The organism is Lentilactobacillus diolivorans DSM 14421 (assembly GCF_001434255.1).
GTDB classification, from domain to species: domain Bacteria; phylum Bacillota; class Bacilli; order Lactobacillales; family Lactobacillaceae; genus Lentilactobacillus; species Lentilactobacillus diolivorans.
The window spans coordinates 23,986-45,895 of sequence record NZ_AZEY01000108.1 but is presented as its reverse complement, the minus strand read 5'-3'; the positions used below and the strand labels follow the sequence as shown (position 1 = coordinate 45,895).

The window sequence follows — 21,910 nt, the reverse complement described above, 5'->3', positions numbered from 1 at the left end:
GCTACCTCCAATTTATTTCAAGCTGATGATCCAATTCCTTAATCGTTGAAACTACCTCAGGATAGGCAATTGCCGGTCGTTTAATCACAAGGCAGGGAATCTTTAATTGTTGACTGGCGGCAATCTTTTCCTGAACACCACCAGCGCGCCCACTTTCCTTGGTCACAACTGCCACAGCGTTCGTTCGCTTAATCAATTCAACATTTAGGGCGGTTGAAAATGGCCCTTGAATGGCATCAATCTGATTAGCTTCAAAACCAGCCTTGGTCAATAACGTCATGACCCGCGTTGTGGGTAATACTCGAACATGGAGCCGTTCAACACCCAACCTAGCCGCATATTCCGGTGCCGTCTTGCTCCCAGTCGATAAATAAACGATCCCCGTTCTTTTCTTAAGATAATCAACCACATGATCCAAGTCAGGCATTAACTCAAGATATGGACTTTTCGGTAAACTATCCGGTCGCTCAAACCGAATATAGCGGATCATTTGTTCCTGAGCGGCTTGGATAATATGAGTTGAAATCATCCGGGCAAAGGGATGGGTGGCATCAATAATTAAATCGATTTGATATTTCTTAAAGAAATCATGAAATTGATCTGGTAAGAGAGGCCCTTCCGATACATATTTCGCGTGTTGATGCGCCAAATCGGCACCGTAATCTGTTGTGACCGAAAGGATAAATGGAAGGTCGTAACTGTTCAGATAATCGGCAATTTCTAAACTTTCACTGGTTCCTCCCAATAACAAGATCATAATGTATACCCTCTTGGCGTAATCATTCGGCCGTCCGCAACGTAAGTATTTTTATTACCAACAATCACGATAGTCGTCATGTTAATTTCTGTTTCATCCAAATCTTTGATGGTCGTAATTTTTTCGATTTCATGGGAACGACCCACATTTTTGCCAATCCCAACTACTGTTTGATCGGATTTATATTTCAAAATAATATCTAAAGCTTCGCGCAAATTATGCGGCCGCCCCTTACTACGTGGGTTATACAGACAAATTACAAAATCTGCTTTGGCTGCGGCATCAACCCGTTGCTTGATCACGTCCCACGGCGTCATCAAATCACTCAAACTAATGTGGCAGAAATCATTCATTAATGGTGCCCCCAAAGCAGCGGCAGCCCCAATGCTGGCGGTAACGCCGGGAACCACCCGCACGTCAATGTGTTGTTCCATCTTAGAAGCCATTTCAAGAACTAATCCAGCCATACCATAGATACCGGCATCACCACTGGAAATGATTGCGACATCCTTGCCACTGGCCGCAATTTCAATGGCCTTCTGTGACCGTTCAACCTCACCACGCATCCCGGTAGTGACAATTTCTTTTCCTTCTAATAAATCCGGAATTAAATGAATATAGGTAATGTAGCCAACAATGGTTGGTACCTTCTTGATCACATCCAGAGCTTCCTGGGTCATCATATCTTTTGAACCGGGACCTAATCCAACAATGTATAACATTTAAGAATCATCTACTTTCAATTTTTTTCGACTAGCCGCCAACGTCACTTCATCGGTTGCAAATCGATCAGTGAACGTCCGGCTGCCGGAAGCAAGCTCAGCAGCCGTGTTGGCAACGTTACCGACACCAACCGTTTTCTTTACAAAAGCGGATTGCGAATAATGGTCAGCTACCGTTTGTAAGTTATCAGCTGAATAAAATTTAACCGGAATATTCAAAGTGGCAGCCAAATAATGGATGGCATTTTCATGTTGCTTTTTAGTAATCGAACCCACTTGATAAAATGACCGCCAAGTGAGCCCGTGTTGTTGGCAAAATGCCACAAACGCCGCCTGCATGGCGTCATAAGGAATTCCTTTACGACAGCCAACGCCAAGTACGTTAACTCTGGGGATAACCTGAATGCTGTTTTGACGTTTGGGATATCCGGTTTTATCTGAAATAATCACCAGTGGTACGTCGAATCGGTCATCCGCAACCTCATTAATTTCGGTGAATCCCGTTAAGTCAGTCACAATACCGCGAAAATCCGAATCGATATAAATATTAACCCGATCACCAGCAGCTAACCGGCCATTAATTAATTTGGTCGCATATTTAAAATCCGGATACCAGCCATCAAACCGTTGGGCGAGTGTATCTAACGCTTGAACATGTTCGGTATCGGTGGCAGTCGTAATTACCGGATCGGCTTTAACCAATTTCGCAATTCGGTTGGTCCAAGCATTAGCGCCACCAACGTGACCAGATAATAAACTGATCACATGATTTGCCCGTTCATCAATGACCAAAACGGCCGGATCGACAGTTTTATCTTTGATAATCGGTGCAATCGTCCGAACAACAATCCCAGTTGCCATAATACAAATCACAACATCTGACGTTTTGAATAACATTTGACAAGTTGCTTTAAATTGGCAACGACCGAAACTTTGCTCACCATCAACGGCATATTTTTCAGGCAGGACCAGTTGACTAATCGGTAATTGACCCTGGATTTTCCGAGCTAACGCTGCGCCAATTTGTGTGAGCGCAATTACTGAAACCTGATTGGCTGAACTATTTGGCATTTTTAACGCCTTTGCGATACGTGTGGGTAAAGCTGGCATCATACAACTTGGAATAGGTATATTCATCACCCAAGAATTCACCCACCATGATGAGCGCTGTCCGAGAAATACCAGCCTTCTTCACTTTATCGGCAATGTCGCCCAAGGTTCCTTTAACCATCTTTTCATCAGGCCAGGTTGCTTTGTAAATAACGGCAGCAGGTGTTTCATCGGTGTACCCACCGGCGATTAATTCACGGACCACTTTGCGAATTCCTTGAACCGAAAGAAAAATCACCATTGACGTTTTGTGAGCAGCTAGTGATCTTAAGGATTCACTGTCAGGAACCGGGGTCCGGCCAGCCATTCGGGTAATAATGACACTCTGCGCAACTTCAGGAACGGTATACTCCACGCCCATTTGCGAAGCAGCACCCAAAAACGAACTCACACCTGGGATGCATTCGTAGTCAATTGACCGTTTCTTTAACTCTTCAATCTGTTCACGGATCGATCCATAAATTGAAAAATCACCGGTTTGAAGCCGAACGACCTTTTTATTGGCTTTAGTCGATTCAGCCATCTCGTCAATGATCTGGCCAAGAGTCATTCCCTTACTATCGGATAACTTGGCGCCAGCTTTGCAATAGTCCAATAATTCCGGATTAACCAGTGAACCCGCATAAATTACCACATCAGCATCAGCTAACCGGCGGTACCCTTTTAATGTAATGAGGTCTTTATCGCCAGGTCCAGCACCTACAAAACTTACAATTGTCATATTATTTCTCCTTTAGTTTTTTTGACAGCTAATAATCATCGTTGGGTTTTGAGGCTTAAAATAATGTCCCTTACCCAGTCCGTGCCATTTGGAAACAGCCACTTGAATCATTTCTAAATTTGTGATCGACTTAGCTGCCAAATATTGATAAGCCGTCATGGCATTCTCATTCAAGATAAAATTTAAAACCAGCGAACCGCTTGCGTTTAAATGAGCCAGTGAAAAATCAATAATGGCATCCAGATTGGCACCACTACCACCAACAAAAATTGCGTCATATAAGTGGTCTGGAATGTCTTCTGGAGCCGTCCCTTTCAATAAATTAATATTGCCGGTGTGAAAATGCACCATGTTCTGAGTCATGATGTCAATGGCAGCATCCTTTTGTTCAATCGATATGACCTGTAAGTCAGGGAACTCAAGGGCAGCTTGTAAACTCACGCTGCCGGTTCCTGCCCCGACGTCCAGCAAGGAATTTTTCCCCTGCAAATTTAATTTATCTAAACTAATCGCCCGAACTTCTGACTTAGTCATTGGCACTTTTGTTCGTAAAAAGTCTTCATCACGCATTTGTAATAATCACCGCATTCATTTGATAGTCTCGGTTTTCCACCGTTGCTTCTGTGTAGGTACTAATCTTTTCTTCTGGATAGCTCAACAATTCTCCGACATAGATTCGGCGGTGCTGACCACGCTTCTTGATTTCTTGAGCAATCTGATAAGGCCCAATCACTTGATCAGTCACCATCCCAACTGTTTGGTGAGCCAGCAAAAAATCAAAATCGGGTTGCCGGCCATGACTACTGGTTAAGTAGGTATCGTTCATTGACAGGCCCAATTGATTAAACAAATATTGAATCGAGCTGATACCAGGGACCACTTTGACATGTTCGCTGCCAAAGTTGGTGATTGCCCAGTTACCAATGCCATAGAGCAGCGGATCTCCGGATGCCAAAAGCACAATCCGGCGATTCAGGTTGGCCTGCAGAAATTCCCGAAGTCGACTCAATTTAGGTAACAGTTTTTGCTTTGAATCGTCAATTTCAAATAACCCAAGTTGTCGCTTTGAGCCAATGACCAAATCAGCTTGATCGAGATATCGTTGATAACCGCTCAGCATTAAATCATCACTTCCCGGTCCAATTCCCAAAACAGTTATCATTGCCATTGCGCCTCAATTTCTTTAATCGGCTGGGTGGCCGCTAATAAACCAACCTTACTGGAAAAGACAACCGCATCGATCTCAACCGTGGGCTTTCGATGAGCAAGCAACTTCTCCGATCGCAACTTGATCTTGTCGGCAATTATTTGATAAACCTTTTGGTAGCCGGCTTCATTAATCAACTTAATCATTGAAATGGTGGTCAAGCAGTTATAAACCTTCTTCAACAGATCGGTTGGCGCACCCATTAACGCCAGATTGGCAACCATAATCTCAGCTCTCGCATCGGCATCCTTACTATGAGTTGAGAAAATACCACCAGATACTTTAATCAGTTTGCCCATGTCGCCAACAATCAACACTTTATGAAATCCTAATCGTTGAACTTCTTTTAACACATAACCGACAAAATTACTCATTTGAACCTGTTTGGCAACTGGAATCTGAAGTTCATTTTTAGCAAAATCTTCACCCATATCACCGGGGGTTAACACGATCGACTCGTCACCACGTTTCCGGTGAATATTCATCTCAATTGAAATGGAATGCTTCCAACTCTCTTCGGACATCGGCGTCACGATGCCACTAGTTCCTAAAATTGAAATACCGCCAACAATGCCTAGCTTGGGGTTATAAGTTAATTTAGCGACTTTTTCACCCTCAGGTGCCGAAATCACAATATCAGCACCCTTATCCGGCCCTAAAACCCGGCGAACGCTTTGCTTAATCATCTTCCGTGGCGTTGGATTAATCGCGGCCATCCCTGGTTGATTGGCTAACCCTTCCTCAGTTACCCGACCGATTCCCTTACCGCCATCCAAAGTGATTTGATTATCATTTCTTAATTGGACGGTTGAATAAATCAGCATCCCATCAGTTGCATCCTGATCATCGCCACCATCTTTTGTAATCGCGACGCTGGCTTTCTGGTCATCAAACGAACAGTTATGAATTTCAAACTGAACCTTTTGACCATTGGCCGCATGAACCGAAACATCAGTTTGAAGCTCCTGATTTAAAATTGCCTTAGTTGCCGCAACTGATGCGGCCGTTGCCGTTGTCCCGGTTGTATAACCTTTGCGCAACTTTCGACCGTTATAATAAACATAATCATCTTCTGACACGTTTCTGCACCGCCTTACTCTGCTATGTTCAAGTTATATAAAATGGCATTGGTCAGTGCCGCGGCCAAATTGCTGCCGCCCTTGCGGCCCAAAGCCACAATGGCCGGAATGTCACTCTCATACAATGCCTGTTTACTTTCGGCCGCTTCAACAAAGCCCACTGGCACTCCAATCACTGCTTCCGGATCCAATCGATTTTCTTTAACCATTTCCAGAATTTTGTATAACGCCGTTGGGGCATTGCCGATTACAAAGACCTTTTCGGTTGGTACTTTGGCAGCAATCTCGATGGCAGCCATTGAACGGGTTATTTGTTGCTCCTTGGCCAAGGCAAAGGTTTCCGGATCCCGAATATAACAGTGATAGTGACAGCCAATCGCATCCAATTTACGCTTATTAATACCTGCCAGCGCCATTGTTGTATCCGTAATAATCGTGCCGTGGTTCATCATGACATGGGCAATTTTTTCAATGGCATCCCCATGAAATTTTAAATTCTTTAAGTAATCAAAGTCCGCCGTTGTATGAATTGCCCGTTTAATAATGGCTTCTTCAATTGGAGAATTAAATTGAAAATTTGGATCAATTTGATCGATTTCATCCTGAATCATTTCAAAGCTTTTATCTGTAATCTTATTTGGAATTGTAATGTAATGTTCATCGGCCATTAGCCAAAGCCTCCTATAATCATGATTGTTCCTCGGCACGCTGCAAAAATAATGAGTCCAATTACAGATGTCAAATAAAGCATTTTGATTGTCTTTTGAATATCAACGGTGGTGGCTGCATTCGCATTTTGATTACCAATAAAGGGTTTGGTTACCAGCTCACCAAAGTAGTAATGAGGGCCACCCAGTCGTAAGTTAAGGGCGCCGGCAACGACCGATTCCGAAAAACCACTGTTGGGACTTCGATGATTTTCACGATCACGGGTCCCAATTTCAAATGCGTCACGAACGTCATACCCCAGTAGAACAGTTGCCAGCATGAGAAAGGCCCATGTTAACCGAGCTGGAATATAATTAAAAAGATCGTCCAGTTTTGCAGGAACCAATCCAATGTCGCCATATTGCTCATTTTTATATCCCACCATTGAATCCAGAGTATTGACTGCCTTATAGGCCATTCCCAATGCCGGCCCACCAATCATCAGATACATCAGCGGTGCGATCACACCATCACTGGTGTTCTCTGCAACTGTTTCAATCGTGGCTTTACAAACCGACTCACCAGATAATTGTTCAGTATCCCGACCAACAATCATCCCAACTTGTTTCCGGGCTTCAGACAGATCTTGGTGGCGTAAACTCTTGATGATACCATTGCTTGCAATTGCCAATCCCTTAATTGATAAACAGGTGTAACAAAAGTAAGTTCCAATGACAAAATTCAGCCAAACAATCCCACTGGTCAACCACATCAAACCGGCAACGATGCCCCAAGCGATGCCAACCGTTATCAGCCACATGACAGCACCTAAAACTCGCCGTTGCACAGCAGAATAAGCTGGATGGTTAAACCACTTTGTCAGCCAGGCAATCAGATGACCGATGGCTTTGACTGGATGAGGCCAGCGGGGAGGATCACCAAGTAGTAGATCTAAAACAAAGCCACAGACAATCATACTAATCCACTGCATACGCATTCGCCCCTAAATTCTTCATCAACTGATCAAATAAGGCTGGATTTTGATAAAAATGAACATGGAGATAACTTGCGAAGGTTCGCTTCACTTGATATCCTCCCTGCCACTGATCAGCCACTTTACCATCCCGAACTTTTTTCAAAGTTAGAACCGGCTTCAATTGGTTGTCCCGTGGGACAAAAATTGAATGATGAAATTCATGGCCGGCAATTTCTGCTCCCCGCCTGCCAAGAATAACGTCTTGATTAGGAATTGCCAGGCAATAACCAAACTTCTTTAAACGAGGGGTCATTTGACTGTCACCGTTAAAGATGCCAACCATTTCATAACGGTTATCATGAGTTGTCAATGTTCGACCAAGATACATCAAGCCACCACATTCGGCATAAATGGGCTTGCCGGTCTCTGAAAACCGCCGAATTGCGGCTTTCATTTCGGTATTGGCAGCCAATTGATCGGCAAATTCTTCCGGATAACCACCGCCAAGATAAAGCGCGTCAACATCAGGCAATTCATGATCCTTAATTGGGCTAAAATAACTGAGCTGAACCCCAGCGGCCTTTAATAAGTGCAAATTATCCTCATAATAAAAGCTAAACGCGTCATCCATCGCCACCCCTAATTTTAAATGAACCGGCTGTGGACTAAATGGCGGTTGATCGGGAATGGTGTTGTCAGCAGCCATTTTAACGATCTTCGCGAGATCAATATCCTGTTTTGCCATTTCGCCCAGCAACTCAATTTTATGATCAACAGCCGGCAGTTCGTTATCGGGAACTAATCCTAATTGGCGCGATGGCAAAGCCACTTCCTTACGGTAAGGTAAATACCCAAGCACCGGTAAGCCAACGTAACGATCGATGGCTCCCTTAATGAGTTGATAATGATTGCGACTCATCACGTTATTGATAATCGTACCGACAATCGGCACTTTGGGATCAAATTCCGTAAACCCTTTGATAATGGCGGCGACCGATGTTGATGCTGCCCGACCGTTTACGACCAAAATGACTGGAATATGCAGCTTTTTGGCAATACTGGCTGTTGAATGAGCGTCCTTATCAGTCCCGAGCCCGTCGTATAGCCCCATCACACCTTCAACAATCCCTAAATCAAAGGTTTCGGTGCCGCGGCTGAATAGGTAATCCAATGCTTTCGTATCGGGGACAAGAAAACTGTCAATGTTTCGGGATTGTCGACCGGTGATTCTTGTATGAAATTTGGTATCAACGTAATCGGGACCCACTTTGTAAGCCTGAATTTGATAACGATCACTTAACGCTTTAAGAATTCCCAGCGTGACACTAGTTTTGCCAGAGCCACTGGTAACTCCTGCAATTAAAATTTTCTTCATCGAAACACCTCTTTAACCTACAACACATTGGCAGTCAGCTTTTTCAGCGCCGCAATTAACTGTTCGTTTTCCTGATGTGATCGAACAGCCACGCGATAATATTTGGATCCTAATTCGTAATAGTCGGAACAATCACGAATCATAATTTTTAGCGGCCATAGTTTCTCACGCAAATTTGGCACCTTACTCTTTAATAAATAGTAGTTAACTTTTGATGGATAAACACTTAAATACGGAATCGTCTGTAGTTGTTGATATAGATAGTCCTTTTCCTGTTGCAACCAGTCATAAGTTCGGTCAATGTAAGCCTGATCTTCATACATATGTTCACCAAATTTTTGGGCAAGTGTATTGACCGACCACGGTTCGGACTGCATACTCAATTGCTGCTTTAACGATTCATTTTTTGTCATTGCAAATCCAAGCCGTAAGCCCGGAATCGCAAAGAATTTAGTTGCCGAACGAATAATGATAACCGGATCACTTGGATCTAATAAATGTAAATAACTCAATGAATCTTCAGCAACAAAATCCATAAATGCTTCATCCAAAATCAACCAAATTTGATGAGTTCGACAATATTTTGCTAACCGCTGCACTTTTTCGGGTGCGATAACTTGCCCAGTTGGATTATTAGGATTACACAGACAAATCAAGTCGATTTGGGGATGATCCATCAAGTAGTCCAGTAAGTGATCAACATTGACTTGAAAGTTATTAATTGGGCTTAGGATGTAATGCTCAACTTTAGCACCAGCCCGGGACAATGACCGTTCATATTCGCCAAATGTCGGAGCTAAAACCAAAGCCGTTTTAGATTTAAGGGCAACTGCAGTGTCAAAAATCATTTGAACTGCCCCGTTGCCGACAAAGACGTCATCATCATTCACCTCATAATGGCTCGCGATGGCGTGCTTCAATTCGGGATACTTGGGATTAGGATAATAAATCACGTCCGGAATGGCTTGTTGGATAACTCGTGCCAACTTTGAAGATAGGCCAAGCGGATTAATGTTGGCACTAAAATCAATTAATTCATCAGCATCGACGCCTGTTTTTCGACTAATTTCCTCACGATTTCCACCATGAATGACTTTCATTTTATTTCACTCCTTAAATACGGCTTAGTCTTAATCGACTGTGGCAAGAATGCATAAACCAATTCACAAACAACTAAATTAAGCACAGTCGCAATTGTCAGCGGAATAAAAAAGGCAAAAATGGCAGCATTCATCATCAAGTACAACGGTGCAATCTCAAGGGGGACATTAATCAAATAGCCGACGATGTCTGAAATAACGATTGTTGCCAAGCGACTGCGGCCAAATCGTTTCCGAATCCAACCAAAGGCAAACATGCAGATGGCCATCATTACAGCAATCACTAAATGAATCGGCAGTGTCAATGGAAATCCCGATAATGCAGCTGAAACCATATGCCCAAAAAAGCCTAAAAACGCACCATCAATCGGACCAAGTAAAATTGCCCCCAGGAAAGCCGGCGCGGAATCAAAGGCAATCGAGCCCATGATCTTGACATTAGCCCCCACCACACACAACGCCAGTAAAACTGCGACCAGTGTCAGTCGCTTTAATCTAAGTGATTGAGTCATTGTGACACCTTCATTTCAAAAATTTAAGAAGCCTAAAAGGATGTATTCAGAACATGTCCTGTGCTACTCGTCAGCTAAAACAGCACTGCCAAGCTCCAGTAAAAAGATTAACGTATTATTGACACCGGTTTCAATACTTAGTGAAGGATTCAACAATTTTGTTTATACATTACTTAATTCGTGCAAAATTGTGGCGACCGACTTTTAACTCGCTTGGTAAGAATACAAGCGGAATTATGATACCTCGGGGATTCGTTCTCTTGGGTGTTCTTAGCATACAGGCTACGATCGTCCGGAATTAGTGCTGATTCGACAATATCAATGCGTAATCACAAGATAATGCGCCTCTAATACTACAATTTTGACTTTGAGACGCTTTAACCGTCAAATTTTTGTCAATAATCAATTGATTTTTCATCTAAGAAATCGCACGTCATTTTTTAATAGTTTTGTTCTAATCAATCTCTGTACAATGAATTTAAAATGATTTCAAAATGAAAGGCGGAGGCATACTCGTGAAAATATATACTAAAACTGGTGATAAAGGCCAAACACGGATCATCAACAAGCACATCGTGAGCAAAGATGATGATCGGGTTGAGGCATATGGATCGGTTGATGAACTCAACTCTCAGGTCGGCTTCACCATTACAACCCTTACTGAAAAGACGGCCAAATTGCAGCCAGAATTAGAAGAAATCCAACAACTACTTTTTGATGCCGGAAACGATCTTGCCAATCCTGGCGACAATGCCAAACGACCCTTTATTTTTGGCAGAGACTTAGATCCTTTAAAATGGCTGGAAAGCCGGATAGACGAATACACCAAGGTTGTGCCCCAAGTCGATAAATTTATCCTTCCAGGAGGAACAGCAACAGCAGCCGCATTGCACGTTGATCGAACAGTGACAAGACGAACAGAGCGTCGGATCGTGACATTGCAGGGAAAGGCTGAAATCAATTCAAAGGTTCTAGTCTTTATTAACCGACTATCGGATTATTTCTTCGCTGCGGCAAGATACGCTAACTTCTTGGAGGGAAAACCGGATGTGCAGTATCGAAATAGTCGGCGAATATTCAGGTAGAGTGAGACAGAGGGCGTTTAGCTCCCAGAGTATAAGTGACTGATTCGAATATTCTGATTCTGGAATATTTGAATCAGTCACTTATACGGCCGGGAGCTGCCTCTCTGTTTCACGTTTTATCTCAGTAATAATTTGTTGATTTACCGAGTGAAAACGTGCGCCAGCAAGCAGACCCCGGCCATATAAGCCCCCTAACTTAACATTCCAAAATCGGGAATATCAAGTTAGGGGGCTTATATTCTGGGATCTAATCGCTCACTGGCCCACTCTGGTGAAAATCTTCTCAAAAACGGGTAAATCCGGTAACAATTACCCCACCAAAAAAGCACGTCGCACAACGTCTGAGAACGGGCGCAATGCAACGTGCTTTTTCATTTGATTTGTTTAAACTCGATGGTCAAACTAAATTCTTTACCCCAAGGATCTAGTTAAAAAGCCTTGCGATTATTCTTGGATAATTAACCTCAAGTAAGGACTTCATCATTATCAAACAAAATTTATTTGATAAAGAACTGCAAACATGCAGCAATTGAACCACCAATTAGTGGACCAAACATTGGGACCCATGAATATTCCCAATGGGCACTGGTTTTATTTGGAATCGGCAGCAGCGTATAAGCAAGCCGTGGTCCCCAGTCCCGGGCTGGATTGATCGCAAACCCGGTGGTCGTTCCAAGACCAGTTCCGACAACGAAGATCAAAGTTCCAACAATAAATGGTTTTAAACCAACAGTAAAATTGCCGAGATTCAGAAGAACAAAAATAAAAGCAAACGTTGCGAATATTTCTGACAGGAAATTAAATAATGGATTTTTAATTGCCGGCATTGTTGCAAAGATTCCAACAACATTACCCGATTGCGCATCTGGCGTTTGTTTGAAATGTGGAGCAAATTGAATCGCAACAATTGTGGCCCCAACAAACGCTCCTAAAAATTGACCTGCCAAGTATGGCAGCACATCAGACCATGGGAAGAATCCAAAAATTGCAAATGGAATTGTAACGGCTGGGTTCAAATGACCATCAGACCCTAGAGAACCTGCCACGTAAACTCCCATAGTAACAGCGATACCCCATGAGAGGCACACAAACGTCCAATCTGACCCTTTGGCATATGTTTTTTTCAAATTTAATCCAGCACCTGTACCGGCACCGAATAAAATGAGAATCATTGTGCCAAAAAATTCACCAATAAAACCATGCATACATGTCACCCACCTTTGATTAGTTTGTTAAATCACAATTAACGCTTTTATTTTAGCATGGTCGCTTAGGACTATTTTCATAGTATTACCATTAAAAATGACATGAATGTTGAGTGTGAAAGCAAAAAATTAACAAATGTCAAAATGGTACCGATTACATTGCTGAATTATCAAGATTTCACTATGTTTACTTCTTTACAGATGAATTAAAAATACCTGCCTCGTTGTCGTCTATCCGCGACAACTTAATCCATTTTTGAATCAATTCAGAGTTGTTCTACTTAATTTTCGCTTGGTCAATTGGCCACAGTGACCAAATAACTGCCAATAATCATGAGACTTAACGCAATGATAAATTGAAAAGTAATTGTTTCTCCTAAAAAGACAATTGCTAAAATCACTGAAAGAAATGGTGCAATTGCATAGTAAGCACTAGTCTTGGCAGCCCCAATATAGCGTTGTGCAAGAATATAGAAGAATATGCTGAGGCCAAACGAAACAAACCCCAATAACCCTGCAATGAGTATTGTTTTTAATGATGGCCAGTTTTCATGGCTCAATACCGAAATCAACAGGCTTCCGACACCAACTCCCAACCCCTTAACTATGACAACCTGGAGGGGATCACGTTTTGACAATACTTTCGTAAAATTATTCTCCATCCCCCAGCAAAAAGTTGCCAAAATAACCAGAATTGCGCCCCATGAAATTGTGAATTTTTCAAAATTGCGAATACTCAATAAACAGCTGGCCACAAAAACAACGCCGACTGCAAGCCATAGCTTCCTGCTAACCGGTTCATGAAATAAAGCTGCTGCTAAAAGGGTTGTGGCAACAACTTCAAAATTTCCAAGTAATGAAGCACTGGCAGCACTCGAATATTCAATTCCCAAGTTCATTAAAATTCCTGCAATAATGTTTGCAACAATGACCCCCACCAATGTTAATCCATCGCTTTTCTGAATCGATTGCTCATGATGCTTCTTTGGAGAAAGCCAAGAAATAATAGGGAATATAATGAGCATGCCAATCCCGGTTCCTAAATAAAGGAGCGCCACTAAAATAATTGGTGGACAATGATGTAATAGTATTTTTGCAACCGGTGGATAAAACGCATACAATAATGCCGATAAAACTACAATGCCAACTGCCCGTTTTTTTGTTTCAATTGATTTTTCCAACTTTGTCACCATCTTTTAAAGTTAATTTGAATTGTCGGAGCCCACTTTATTCTCGTTTTGTGCTATTTTTATACCCAACTTTTACGAAAATACGCTAAATTTAGCGTATTTTCACAATCAAACAGACAAAATAGTCTTACTCACAGTAACAGGATGATTTAAAGACCATTAGGATAGTATTCATTGCGCCTTTTATCACAATAAAATAGTCACAAATTCCTGTGTTAGTCTCACCCCGTTAAGTAAAAAGGTTATTGGTTCGGAAAAGGGTTCAAATCCTTTACAGTCTCTTGTACTGCATGATGGATGACGCTACGACAATCACTGGGTAACTGGGAAGATGTAGGCTGTCAGTCGAAATCAAGTCAGGATATGAACAATAGCTTAATAACAAAGTTTCTTAGGGCTGACTTTGTTAATTAATAAACTTTTCAACCAAACGTGATCGTAACGTCTGTGCTAAAGGGAATATTAATTATCAAAACTAAGAGTGATACAACAACGCAATGCTGAATAAGATCAATCAGTCGGTTTTTCTCTTAGTTATTGTTAACCACAAGTTACTAAAAAATTTGTGGAGGTAATTATTTTGGAAGCTAATCTTCAACATCACTATGCGCTTCGGCCGGATATTCTTAAGTTTGGAACTTATATTTTAGTATTATTTATCGCCGGCTGGGCGCTGGTTTTATCGTACTTGACCCGTTACCCATCACTATTGGCGATGGCCTTCTTATCGTTCACTTTTGGTCTGCAGCACGCCTTTGACGTTGACCATATTACGGCAATTGACAACATGACCAGGAAACTTGTTAATGACGGCAAAAACACCCATGGCGTTGGTTTTTATTTCTCACTGGGGCATTCTTTAGTCGTGGTCATCATGGCGTTGATTACCATTTTCTTCGTTGAATGGTCAAAAAATCAATTACCTAAACTACAGGACCTCGGCGGTGTTTTTGGTACATTGTTTGCCGGATTCATGTTGCTCTTGTTGGGATCAATCAACCTACTGATTCTAGTTGGCATTTGGAAATCGTTTAAGGAGATCAATTCCGGCGATTTTAAGCAGGCAAATGCTTCGACGAACACCCGAATTTTTCGAATATTCAAAAAGAGTCTAAACTTAATCAATCACAGCTGGCAGGTCATTTGTGTTGGTTTCCTGTTTGGGCTGGGATTTGATACCGCAACTCAAATTGCGGTTCTGGCCACTTCGGCCGTCGCAACCAGTAAAGGGGTTCCTTGGTTTGCTGTTTTCTCATTTCCAATTTTATTTACTGCTGGAATGTGCTTAATGGATACCAGCGATGGTTTGTTCATGAGTACTGCTTATAGTTGGGTCTTCTCATCCCCGTTCCGAAAAGTCTACTATAATTTAGCTTTAACCGGATTATCAGTAACTGCCGCCTTCTTTGTTGGCATTGTTGATGTTTTACAGGCACTTGGGACTGAATTACACTGGCATTCAACCATCATCAAATGGGCCCAAGCTTTGAATTTCAATATTTTAGGTATTTTATTGGTTTGCTTATTTGCATTAACTTGGACAATTGCGTTGGTTTGTTGGCGAGTATTTGACTTAAAGGCCAAAGATGAGCAATTGAAGAAAAAAGACGAAGAATATCAAAAGATCGATCAAGCAGAAAACGCACGACATTAGTAGCTTTACTAAAGTATGCGCGTGATTCACCAAACGATTAGCTTACAGAATACAAGCAGCGCGGGATAAAAAGCGGTTAACTATCAATGTAACAAAACAAGGATCCAGTCAGAAGCTGATTTTGTCAGTTTCTGACTGGATCCTGTTTTATATGGCCAGGAAGCTGCTCTAGCCTTTGCAATTATAAGCTTGAAACTTTGCCCAAGTTCAATGTTTCGATGTCAGTAGCACTTGAGCCTAAAATAGTAATATTTCCAAACCAAATGGACTGGCACAAGCGGCTTAACGGCCATGCCCCAAAACCAATCTGGCTGCCATGCCGAAACGTGCTGAGCCAAGCAGTCTCCGGCCATATAAGCCAATGGTCTTTGATGCTTCCAAGCTAAATGGACTGGTTATTTTGCCGAAACGTGCTCAAGCAAACAGCTCCCGGCCATATAAGCCCCCAATTCCAACATCCCAAAATCAGGGATATTGGAATTGGGGGCTTATATTCTGGGAGCTAACCGTTTGCTTGAGCACTCTTTACTTCATCATCAGTTCCAACAACTTCTCCGCCGATTCGTTTAAACTCGACTTCTTCTTGTCATTACCCAGGTGGGTATAGATTTCACCGACAAATGTTCCCTTCTTAAACATTGTGTGGAAGACTTTATCAATGATTGGCTGCGTATCCTTTTGCCGTTGAACCGGACCAAACGGGTTAGCGAAGAACGTCGTACTCATGCCAACTTCGTCCGTTGTTCCCAGTGCTTTTCGCTTACCTGAAACAAAGACATCCTTGGCCGCATCTTCGTCTTCAAACCGGTGAACCCCAATATCTGAATCGTAATTATTGGCATAAAGCCACATGTCAACTGGATGATGCTTGATGATTTCCTCATAACTGTTAGCCGGAATAATGCATCGGGCATTAGATAACTCCGGATTCATATAAATTCCCAAATCCATATTACTGAAAGCAACTTCCGAACTCAGATCATCCAAACGGACAAAGGCACCTGTTTCCGTTCCTTGCGCATAAATATCATTACCATCTTTGGTTAATGTAAAACTACCCATGTCATCAAAGATCGTTTCAATACTGATAATTTTGTCGTTGGCAACCTCCTGAAGTGCTTCAATTGCTTCAGATTTACCGGCACCACTATCGCCAAAGAAGACAACCGATTTTGTTTTACCGTTTGAGAACGTAATATTAACCATAGAACCATGAATTGGCAGCTTATGCACGTTAATCATGTGAAGATTATGCAACGTTAATACCATCTTCTTCATGTAGCCAAAATAAGTTGTCTTGTCATTATAAGGCACTTGACCAACATAAATATGATTCTGGTCATCATAATAATAGTGACAGCCATCGTCGTTATCAGATTCCGCTCCCTTGGAACCAAACAATAAAATAATGTCCGGTTTGCGTCCCTGAACCGTTTGCCGATCTGCTAAATGAAACAGATTGCCAAGTGCGATCCCATTGGCAAAGTAATCACGGTCAAAGTAAATATAAGCTAAGCTTTCGCCGACCCAGGCAGGGTAACAGTACCAGCTGTCACGATGACCAGTAAAATTATCAATTGGATTTTGCCGGGTCTCACTAAAGGTTCCCTCACGCTTATTGCTCTTAGTATGCACCATCATTGGTGGCCGAACCATTAATGTATCAATAAACTGAATGCCAGCCAACTTTTCATAAATATCCGGAACAGGCCATTTAATTGTTTGCGTCAAAATACAAGCGTTGGTCCCCGCGTTGACCTGTCGATAAAGATGATTGGCATGTCCCTGCAATTTTTCCTCAACGTTACGATAGAGCTCAAGAACCAATTCATTAAAATGATTGTCAATATTCATAAAGTTATTGGCAACAATATCATTTTGATGCATATTAATCGTTGAAACCCGTAACAATGATCGATAAAAGGCATAGAAATCTTTTACCGTATCTAAAATATCCCGAACAGGATACTTTAAATCAGCCATCCGGTCTATTAAAATATCCTTCATCGTATTCATAAAGTCGTCAACTGACACTTGGCTAAATTCAGAAGGCGTATTGTGATAACTGTCATTGTCCAAATATAACGCTGCTAATTGGCGAAACTCATCACTATTAGCAAGTTGAAAAGCATTTTTAACAAATTTTTTGCTGTAATCGATCACGGCAACACTACGGTCTGGATTTACGTAAAGTGCCGGAGTATCTATTTTATCCTTTACCATGTAACATCCCTTCTTCCCCAAGAATTACTTACAGCTTAATTGTATGTCACTTTCGATGTTTGCTTAAACTTTTAGCCTAATTTATTTCCGAGCGACAAGCTTAAGCAACAACCGAAACTCATTATGTAACGCTTTAGTTCATTCGTCAGCCAGGTTTGTCATTTCTTTTCGTAATACTGCAGTAAACTGACCAGCGCTTCCCCCAACATCCCAATCACCATCATGTACATGACAATCATGCTGCTGCCAAGGTAAAGTAACACAAACATGACAATATAAAATAGAACAAAGAACCAACGTAACCAAATATTATTTACCATATCAAATCGCCTCCATACTTTAGAATAATTCTAATGTGTAAACAAATCAATTGCTATTTTGGCTATAAAGCATGTAAACTAGTCGCCAGGGTAGATATTAATGGCAACTTGCCAGTAATGATATATAATATAGTTATAGAGGACCTGTGAGGTGATTGATATGAAATTAACCGAATACTTGCACGATCAGCTTAAGTTTCTTAATGATCAAATGAGTTCAGCTAAAAAGGATAAAAATGAAACAATGGAATACTTGGTCGATTCAAAAATTACCGAGGTCAAGTTAATTCTGGAGGCACTCCAGAAGGGAATTATTGATGAAGCGTAAGTGATCCATGAATTTGTTGTGTCAAATTGCTGGGTCTAATAGCCTTTTGTGCTGAATCCAGCTCGCTGCCCCCCCTAATTGGGGCTAATGTTGGTTATCAAGGTTGAGACAGAACTGCCGTTTTGCTCGAGGCCTTTTTCGTTTATGCTAAAAATTAGTAGTATGATAAATAAGTGTTAGAATTAATAAAAATATTTTTAAGGGAGCAAAAATAATTGATTACAATTAAATCACCACGTGAAATTGAAAAAATGGCTGAGTCTGGTGCAGTTTTGGCTGGTGTTCATAAGGCACTCCGCAAAATCATCAAACCTGGTCTAGATACTTGGGACATCGAAATGTTTGCTCGTAAATTTATTAAGGATCATGACGCTTATCCTTCAGAAATGGGCTTTGACGGCTACAAGTTTGCGACTTGTATTTCCATCAACGATGAAGTCGCTCATGGTATTCCTCGTAAGGGACTAGCCTTACAAAACGGTGATGTGCTTAAAGTTGATATGTGTGTTAACAAGGATGGCTTCGAAAGTGATTCTTGCTGGACCTACGCGGTTGGCGAAGTCAAACCCGAAATCAAGAAGTTAATGGATGTCACTCGCAAGGGCCTCTATTTAGGCATTGACCAAGCTGTCATCGGTAATCGTCTTGGTGATATTGGTGCCGCCATTCAAACTTATGTGGAAGACGAAAATCACATGGGCGATGTCCGTGAACTCATTGGTCATGGTATTCAACCATCAATTCATGAAGAGCCAAACGTTCCGGCATATGGTGTTCCTGGTCACGGTCTCCGGCTTAAAGAAGGCATGACTATCACCATTGAGCCAATGGTTAACACTGGTACTTGGGAAATTAAAGATCGCTATGATAAAGCTGACGATTGGACCTACTATGTTTCAGCAGATGGAACCCCATCCGCTCAATACGAGCATACTTTGGCAATCACTAAAGATGGTCCAAAGATCCTAACATCCCAAGACCCCGATATCGACAAAAAATATCTACTATAATTCTTAAACATTAAAAATCAGGTGTCTAAATCACTTAGGACGTTATCGCAATGTCATGATAATAAAAGAGGCCGAGACAAATAAATGAATTTGCCTCGGTCTCTTTTATTATCATGACACCTATTACTAAGTAACAATCTAAAATGGAAGTTAATTGCACATCACTCTCAAGAAAATCTTAGATTAAAGAAGCCTTAAACTTGGCCATTCTACTTCCAAATCGCTACACTTGAAGTAGGAGAACCAATTAATTAATCATTATCAATTAAGAAAGGAAAATCAGTCATGAACAATAAAAACTTTAAGTTTCCAGATACTGCTGCCTATAACTTTGTCATTAGTGCATTAGAAGAACGTGGTGTTACACCCGAAGATATTTCTAAATTAGCATTCAAGATGCAGCAACAATTTATTCCCGACATCACAATGGACGAAGCCCGCAAGGCCACCACAGATGTCCTGCATAAGCGAGAAGTTCTGAATAACGCAATGGTTGGTCTTGAATTAGACCGACTGGCTACTCAGGGATTATTAAAAGAACCCCTTGAAAGTATTATCATGAATGACTCTGGCGTTTTCGGCGTCGACGAAGGAATTGCGTTAAACATTGCCAACATCTATGGCACAATTGGTGTCACTAATTACGGCTATATCGATCGCGACAAGTCCGGAATTGTGAAACAGTTGGACGAAGCTAAAGACGGCACCTCAAACACGTTTATTGACGATATTGTGGGTGCGATTGCCAGTGCGGTTTCAGCAAAAATTGCTCACCAGAATAACTAGCCGTTTCGTTTCAGCCAGATAAACAAATATGAAATTTCCATTTAAAGTTTATTATCATCGAAAATCAAAAAAGAAGCTGGATAAAAGCGATGATTGTCCCAGCTTCTTAACCTCATTTGTCTTGATATGCCACTTCACTTAATCTTTCTTGACAGGAACTGTCCAGCCAAAGTTTTCCTGATCAACATCCCGTTTTTTAATTCCCGAAACATAAGGATTACCTTTAACAAAATAACGGAGCGGGCGTGTTGCCCAATCTCCTTGGTTTGCAACCCCAATTCGATTAGATGTTTCGATTTGTGCAGGGGCTTTTTTGCGTTGCTGATCAATCGCCAGTTTTGAATGATCGCCAAAAATCTCAAAGTTCATCTCTTTATCGGCAATCCCAAAAGCTTCCATTAATTTTCCCGGACCATTTGTTAAGTCAAATCCATGCTTTTTACGATTAGCCAGCATAATTTTTTGACCAATGGTTGGCTCAACAGCACGAATTAGAACCCCCTGCGGCACATCTTTTTCTTGAGCGGCGACATCAAGAAGATAACGCCCATGAATCGAATAGATGTAAACTGTACCTGGGGGGCCGTATAGTGGTTCGTTGGATGCAGTTCGTCGACCACCAAACGCGTGGGCAGCCGAATCTTTTTGCCCCATATAAGCTTCGGTTTCGACAATCCAGCCACCAACCAGCCCTTTGGGTGAATCGTATGTAAGCAGCATCCCCAACATTTCTTTTGCAATTTGATTAGTTGGCGCACTGGCATAAAATGGATCATAGTGTCTCAATTGTTCTCAACCCCTTTCAGAGATACTTAAATTAATTATTAGGAGGAATTTTCATGGAATTAAAACTAGAACGCATTTACGATAAACCACAAGACTTGTCAGGATACCGGGTATTGGTAGATCGCCTATGGCCGCGCGGAATTTCCAAGGTCAACGCCAAATTGGATGAATGGGAAAAGGAAATTGCCCCAAGCAAAGAGTTGCGTTCCTGGTTTTCTCATGATCCGGAAAAGTTTCCCGATTTCAAGGCCAAATACATAGCCGAGCTTAATGATAATCCCAAAACCAGCGACTTTATTTCAATGGTAGCGGATAAATTAAAAAGTGACAACGTCATTTTATTGTTTGGCGCTAAAGATCGAGAAAATAATCAAGCCGTTGTCTTAAAACAATATCTTGAAAATCACTTAGGCCAAGCCTGACGAATATTTTGCAACGTCAATTCTTTCGTTGTCGTGAAATGAATGTCGGCTTCATGTAAGACCCGTGGATCACCAACCCCAATTGAAACGATTTTCGCTGCATTAATTGATTCAACCCCAACAATACCATCATCAATTCCGACACACTCATCTGGCTGCAAGCCCAGAATTTCAGCTGCTTTGGCAAAAACATCCGGTGCCGGTTTATTATGCTTAATTTGGTTAATATCAACAATTAATGGAAAATAGGTTTGCAGTTCCAACTTTTGAATTTCCTTGGGCGCATTTGCAGAGGCCGATGCAATGATCATTTGATAATGGTTACGGGTTAATTCATCAAGAAAATCGAGAATGCCGGGTAAAATATCATTTGGATTCATTTTATCTAACATTGTTTGGTAAATCGCATTCTTTTCGTCAGCCAATGCTTCTTTCTCCTGATCAGAAAATTGATTTTCCAACCCACCAGCTTTTAAAATCGCATTTAAAGAGTCAATCCGATCCCGTCCCTTAATGGCTTCCTCTAAATGAGTTGACCACGAGATCCCCAATTTGGTTGCAATCTCACGCCATGATTTACTGTGATAGCGCCATGAGTCGGTAATAATTCCGTTAAGGTCAAACAAGAATCCTTTAATGTGATCAAATTCAGGCATGGTAATCACATCCCTTTCTGTCCTTGAATTTCGATAAG

Annotated in this window: 24 protein-coding genes and 1 riboswitch; of the genes, 6 read left to right on the top strand and 18 right to left on the bottom strand. The window is 41.6% G+C overall.

What is annotated here, in order from left to right; translation table 11 throughout:
- Nucleotide 1: 1 nt before the first annotated feature.
- The 12 genes from cobK to FC85_RS14415 are packed head-to-tail and all read right to left on the bottom strand — an operon-like array spanning nt 2 to nt 10,207.
- Nucleotides 2-757: a precorrin-6A reductase gene (gene cobK / locus FC85_RS14470; protein ID WP_057866229.1), complete on the bottom strand. Its 756-nt coding sequence runs from the start codon at nt 755-757 to the stop codon at nt 2-4.
- Nucleotides 754-1,479, bottom strand: coding sequence for a precorrin-3B C(17)-methyltransferase (cobJ, locus tag FC85_RS14465; RefSeq protein WP_057866228.1), 726 nt, complete (start codon nt 1,477-1,479; stop codon nt 754-756). The genes cobK and cobJ overlap by 4 nt, the downstream gene beginning before the upstream one ends.
- Nucleotides 1,480-2,550, bottom strand: a complete 1,071-nt coding sequence (locus tag FC85_RS14460; protein ID WP_057866227.1) for a cobalt-precorrin 5A hydrolase — start codon at nt 2,548-2,550, stop codon at nt 1,480-1,482.
- A complete protein-coding gene (locus tag FC85_RS14455; RefSeq protein WP_057866226.1) occupies nt 2,540-3,310 on the bottom strand; it encodes a cobalt-precorrin-4 methyltransferase in 771 nt (256 codons plus the stop codon). Before FC85_RS14455 ends, FC85_RS14460 begins: the two co-directional genes overlap by 11 nt.
- A gap of 12 nt (nt 3,311-3,322) precedes the next feature.
- A complete protein-coding gene (locus tag FC85_RS14450) occupies nt 3,323-3,880 on the bottom strand; it encodes a decarboxylating cobalt-precorrin-6B (C(15))-methyltransferase (RefSeq protein ID WP_057866225.1) in 558 nt (185 codons plus the stop codon).
- The gene (locus FC85_RS14445) at nt 3,873-4,472 is read right to left on the bottom strand and encodes a cobalt-precorrin-7 (C(5))-methyltransferase (RefSeq protein WP_057866224.1); all 600 of its coding nucleotides are present in this window, start codon (nt 4,470-4,472) and stop codon (nt 3,873-3,875) included. Before FC85_RS14445 ends, FC85_RS14450 begins: the two co-directional genes overlap by 8 nt.
- Complete coding sequence (gene cbiD / locus FC85_RS14440) at nt 4,469-5,596, bottom strand: cobalt-precorrin-5B (C(1))-methyltransferase CbiD (RefSeq protein ID WP_057866223.1); 1,128 nt, start codon at nt 5,594-5,596, stop codon at nt 4,469-4,471. Before cbiD ends, FC85_RS14445 begins: the two co-directional genes overlap by 4 nt.
- Nucleotides 5,597-5,610: 14 nt before the next feature.
- Nucleotides 5,611-6,264 carry a cobalt-precorrin-8 methylmutase gene (locus FC85_RS14435; protein ID WP_057866222.1) on the bottom strand — a complete coding sequence of 218 codons (654 nt, stop codon included), beginning with the start codon at nt 6,262-6,264 and terminating at the stop codon, nt 5,611-5,613.
- Complete coding sequence (cbiB, locus tag FC85_RS14430; RefSeq protein ID WP_057866221.1) at nt 6,264-7,235, bottom strand: adenosylcobinamide-phosphate synthase CbiB; 972 nt, start codon at nt 7,233-7,235, stop codon at nt 6,264-6,266. The genes FC85_RS14435 and cbiB overlap by 1 nt, the downstream gene beginning before the upstream one ends.
- A complete protein-coding gene (locus FC85_RS14425) occupies nt 7,222-8,595 on the bottom strand; it encodes a cobyrinic acid a,c-diamide synthase CobB (RefSeq protein ID WP_057866220.1) in 1,374 nt (457 codons plus the stop codon). The genes cbiB and FC85_RS14425 overlap by 14 nt, the downstream gene beginning before the upstream one ends.
- Nucleotides 8,596-8,612: 17 nt before the next feature.
- On the bottom strand, nt 8,613-9,695 hold the full coding sequence (cobD, locus tag FC85_RS14420; RefSeq protein WP_057866219.1) for a threonine-phosphate decarboxylase CobD: 1,083 nt from the start codon (nt 9,693-9,695) through the stop codon (nt 8,613-8,615).
- Nucleotides 9,692-10,207, bottom strand: coding sequence for an ECF transporter S component (locus FC85_RS14415; RefSeq protein WP_057866218.1), 516 nt, complete (start codon nt 10,205-10,207; stop codon nt 9,692-9,694). The genes cobD and FC85_RS14415 overlap by 4 nt, the downstream gene beginning before the upstream one ends.
- A 515-nt stretch (nt 10,208-10,722) precedes the next feature.
- Between FC85_RS14415 and FC85_RS14410 the strand changes: the two genes are divergently transcribed.
- Nucleotides 10,723-11,292 (top strand): cob(I)yrinic acid a,c-diamide adenosyltransferase, encoded by a 570-nt coding sequence (locus tag FC85_RS14410; protein WP_186825095.1) that lies wholly within the window; start codon nt 10,723-10,725, stop codon nt 11,290-11,292.
- Nucleotides 11,293-11,789: 497 nt separating this feature from the next.
- Here FC85_RS14410 and FC85_RS14405 read toward each other — a convergent pair whose 3' ends face one another.
- Together FC85_RS14405 and FC85_RS14400 are read right to left on the bottom strand one after the other, a co-directional pair.
- A complete protein-coding gene (locus FC85_RS14405) occupies nt 11,790-12,497 on the bottom strand; it encodes an MIP/aquaporin family protein (protein WP_057866216.1) in 708 nt (235 codons plus the stop codon).
- Nucleotides 12,498-12,793: 296 nt separating this feature from the next.
- The gene (locus FC85_RS14400) at nt 12,794-13,678 is read right to left on the bottom strand and encodes a DMT family transporter (RefSeq protein WP_225427632.1); all 885 of its coding nucleotides are present in this window, start codon (nt 13,676-13,678) and stop codon (nt 12,794-12,796) included.
- A gap of 237 nt (nt 13,679-13,915) precedes the next feature.
- Nucleotides 13,916-14,074: riboswitch (cobalamin riboswitch) on the top strand.
- A 193-nt stretch (nt 14,075-14,267) separates the two neighbouring features.
- Here FC85_RS14400 and FC85_RS14395 point away from each other — a divergent pair.
- Nucleotides 14,268-15,341, top strand: a complete 1,074-nt coding sequence (locus FC85_RS14395; protein ID WP_057866215.1) for a HoxN/HupN/NixA family nickel/cobalt transporter — start codon at nt 14,268-14,270, stop codon at nt 15,339-15,341.
- Between the two features lie 525 nt (nt 15,342-15,866).
- On the opposite strand, the gene FC85_RS14390 is transcribed toward FC85_RS14395, so the two are convergent.
- Together FC85_RS14390 and FC85_RS15920 are read right to left on the bottom strand one after the other, a co-directional pair.
- A complete protein-coding gene (locus tag FC85_RS14390) occupies nt 15,867-17,564 on the bottom strand; it encodes a phosphoenolpyruvate carboxykinase (ATP) (protein ID WP_057866214.1) in 1,698 nt (565 codons plus the stop codon).
- 158 nt (nt 17,565-17,722) lie between these two features.
- Nucleotides 17,723-17,884, bottom strand: a complete 162-nt coding sequence (locus FC85_RS15920) for a hypothetical protein (protein WP_169788449.1) — start codon at nt 17,882-17,884, stop codon at nt 17,723-17,725.
- Nucleotides 17,885-18,044: 160 nt separating this feature from the next.
- Between FC85_RS15920 and FC85_RS15915 the strand changes: the two genes are divergently transcribed.
- From FC85_RS15915 to FC85_RS14380, 3 genes are all read left to right on the top strand, one after another.
- Complete coding sequence (locus FC85_RS15915) at nt 18,045-18,212, top strand: hypothetical protein (protein WP_169788448.1); 168 nt, start codon at nt 18,045-18,047, stop codon at nt 18,210-18,212.
- Between the two features lie 215 nt (nt 18,213-18,427).
- Entirely contained in the window at nt 18,428-19,222 is a 795-nt protein-coding gene (gene map / locus FC85_RS14385; RefSeq protein WP_057866213.1) for a type I methionyl aminopeptidase, read from the top strand.
- A 285-nt stretch (nt 19,223-19,507) separates the two neighbouring features.
- Nucleotides 19,508-20,008, top strand: coding sequence for a phosphatidylglycerophosphatase A family protein (locus tag FC85_RS14380; RefSeq protein WP_057866212.1), 501 nt, complete (start codon nt 19,508-19,510; stop codon nt 20,006-20,008).
- Nucleotides 20,009-20,146: 138 nt separating this feature from the next.
- On the opposite strand, the gene FC85_RS14375 is transcribed toward FC85_RS14380, so the two are convergent.
- The gene (locus FC85_RS14375) at nt 20,147-20,728 is read right to left on the bottom strand and encodes a DNA-3-methyladenine glycosylase (RefSeq protein ID WP_371862976.1); all 582 of its coding nucleotides are present in this window, start codon (nt 20,726-20,728) and stop codon (nt 20,147-20,149) included.
- A 119-nt stretch (nt 20,729-20,847) separates the two neighbouring features.
- On the opposite strand from FC85_RS14375, the gene FC85_RS14370 reads away from it, so the two are divergent.
- Nucleotides 20,848-21,216, top strand: a complete 369-nt coding sequence (locus FC85_RS14370) for a DUF488 domain-containing protein (RefSeq protein ID WP_057866211.1) — start codon at nt 20,848-20,850, stop codon at nt 21,214-21,216.
- Here the strand turns inward: FC85_RS14370 and pgmB are convergent.
- Nucleotides 21,198-21,872 (bottom strand): beta-phosphoglucomutase, encoded by a 675-nt coding sequence (gene pgmB / locus FC85_RS14365; protein WP_057866210.1) that lies wholly within the window; start codon nt 21,870-21,872, stop codon nt 21,198-21,200. The genes FC85_RS14370 and pgmB overlap by 19 nt on opposite strands.
- Nucleotides 21,873-21,910 lie beyond the last annotated feature (38 nt).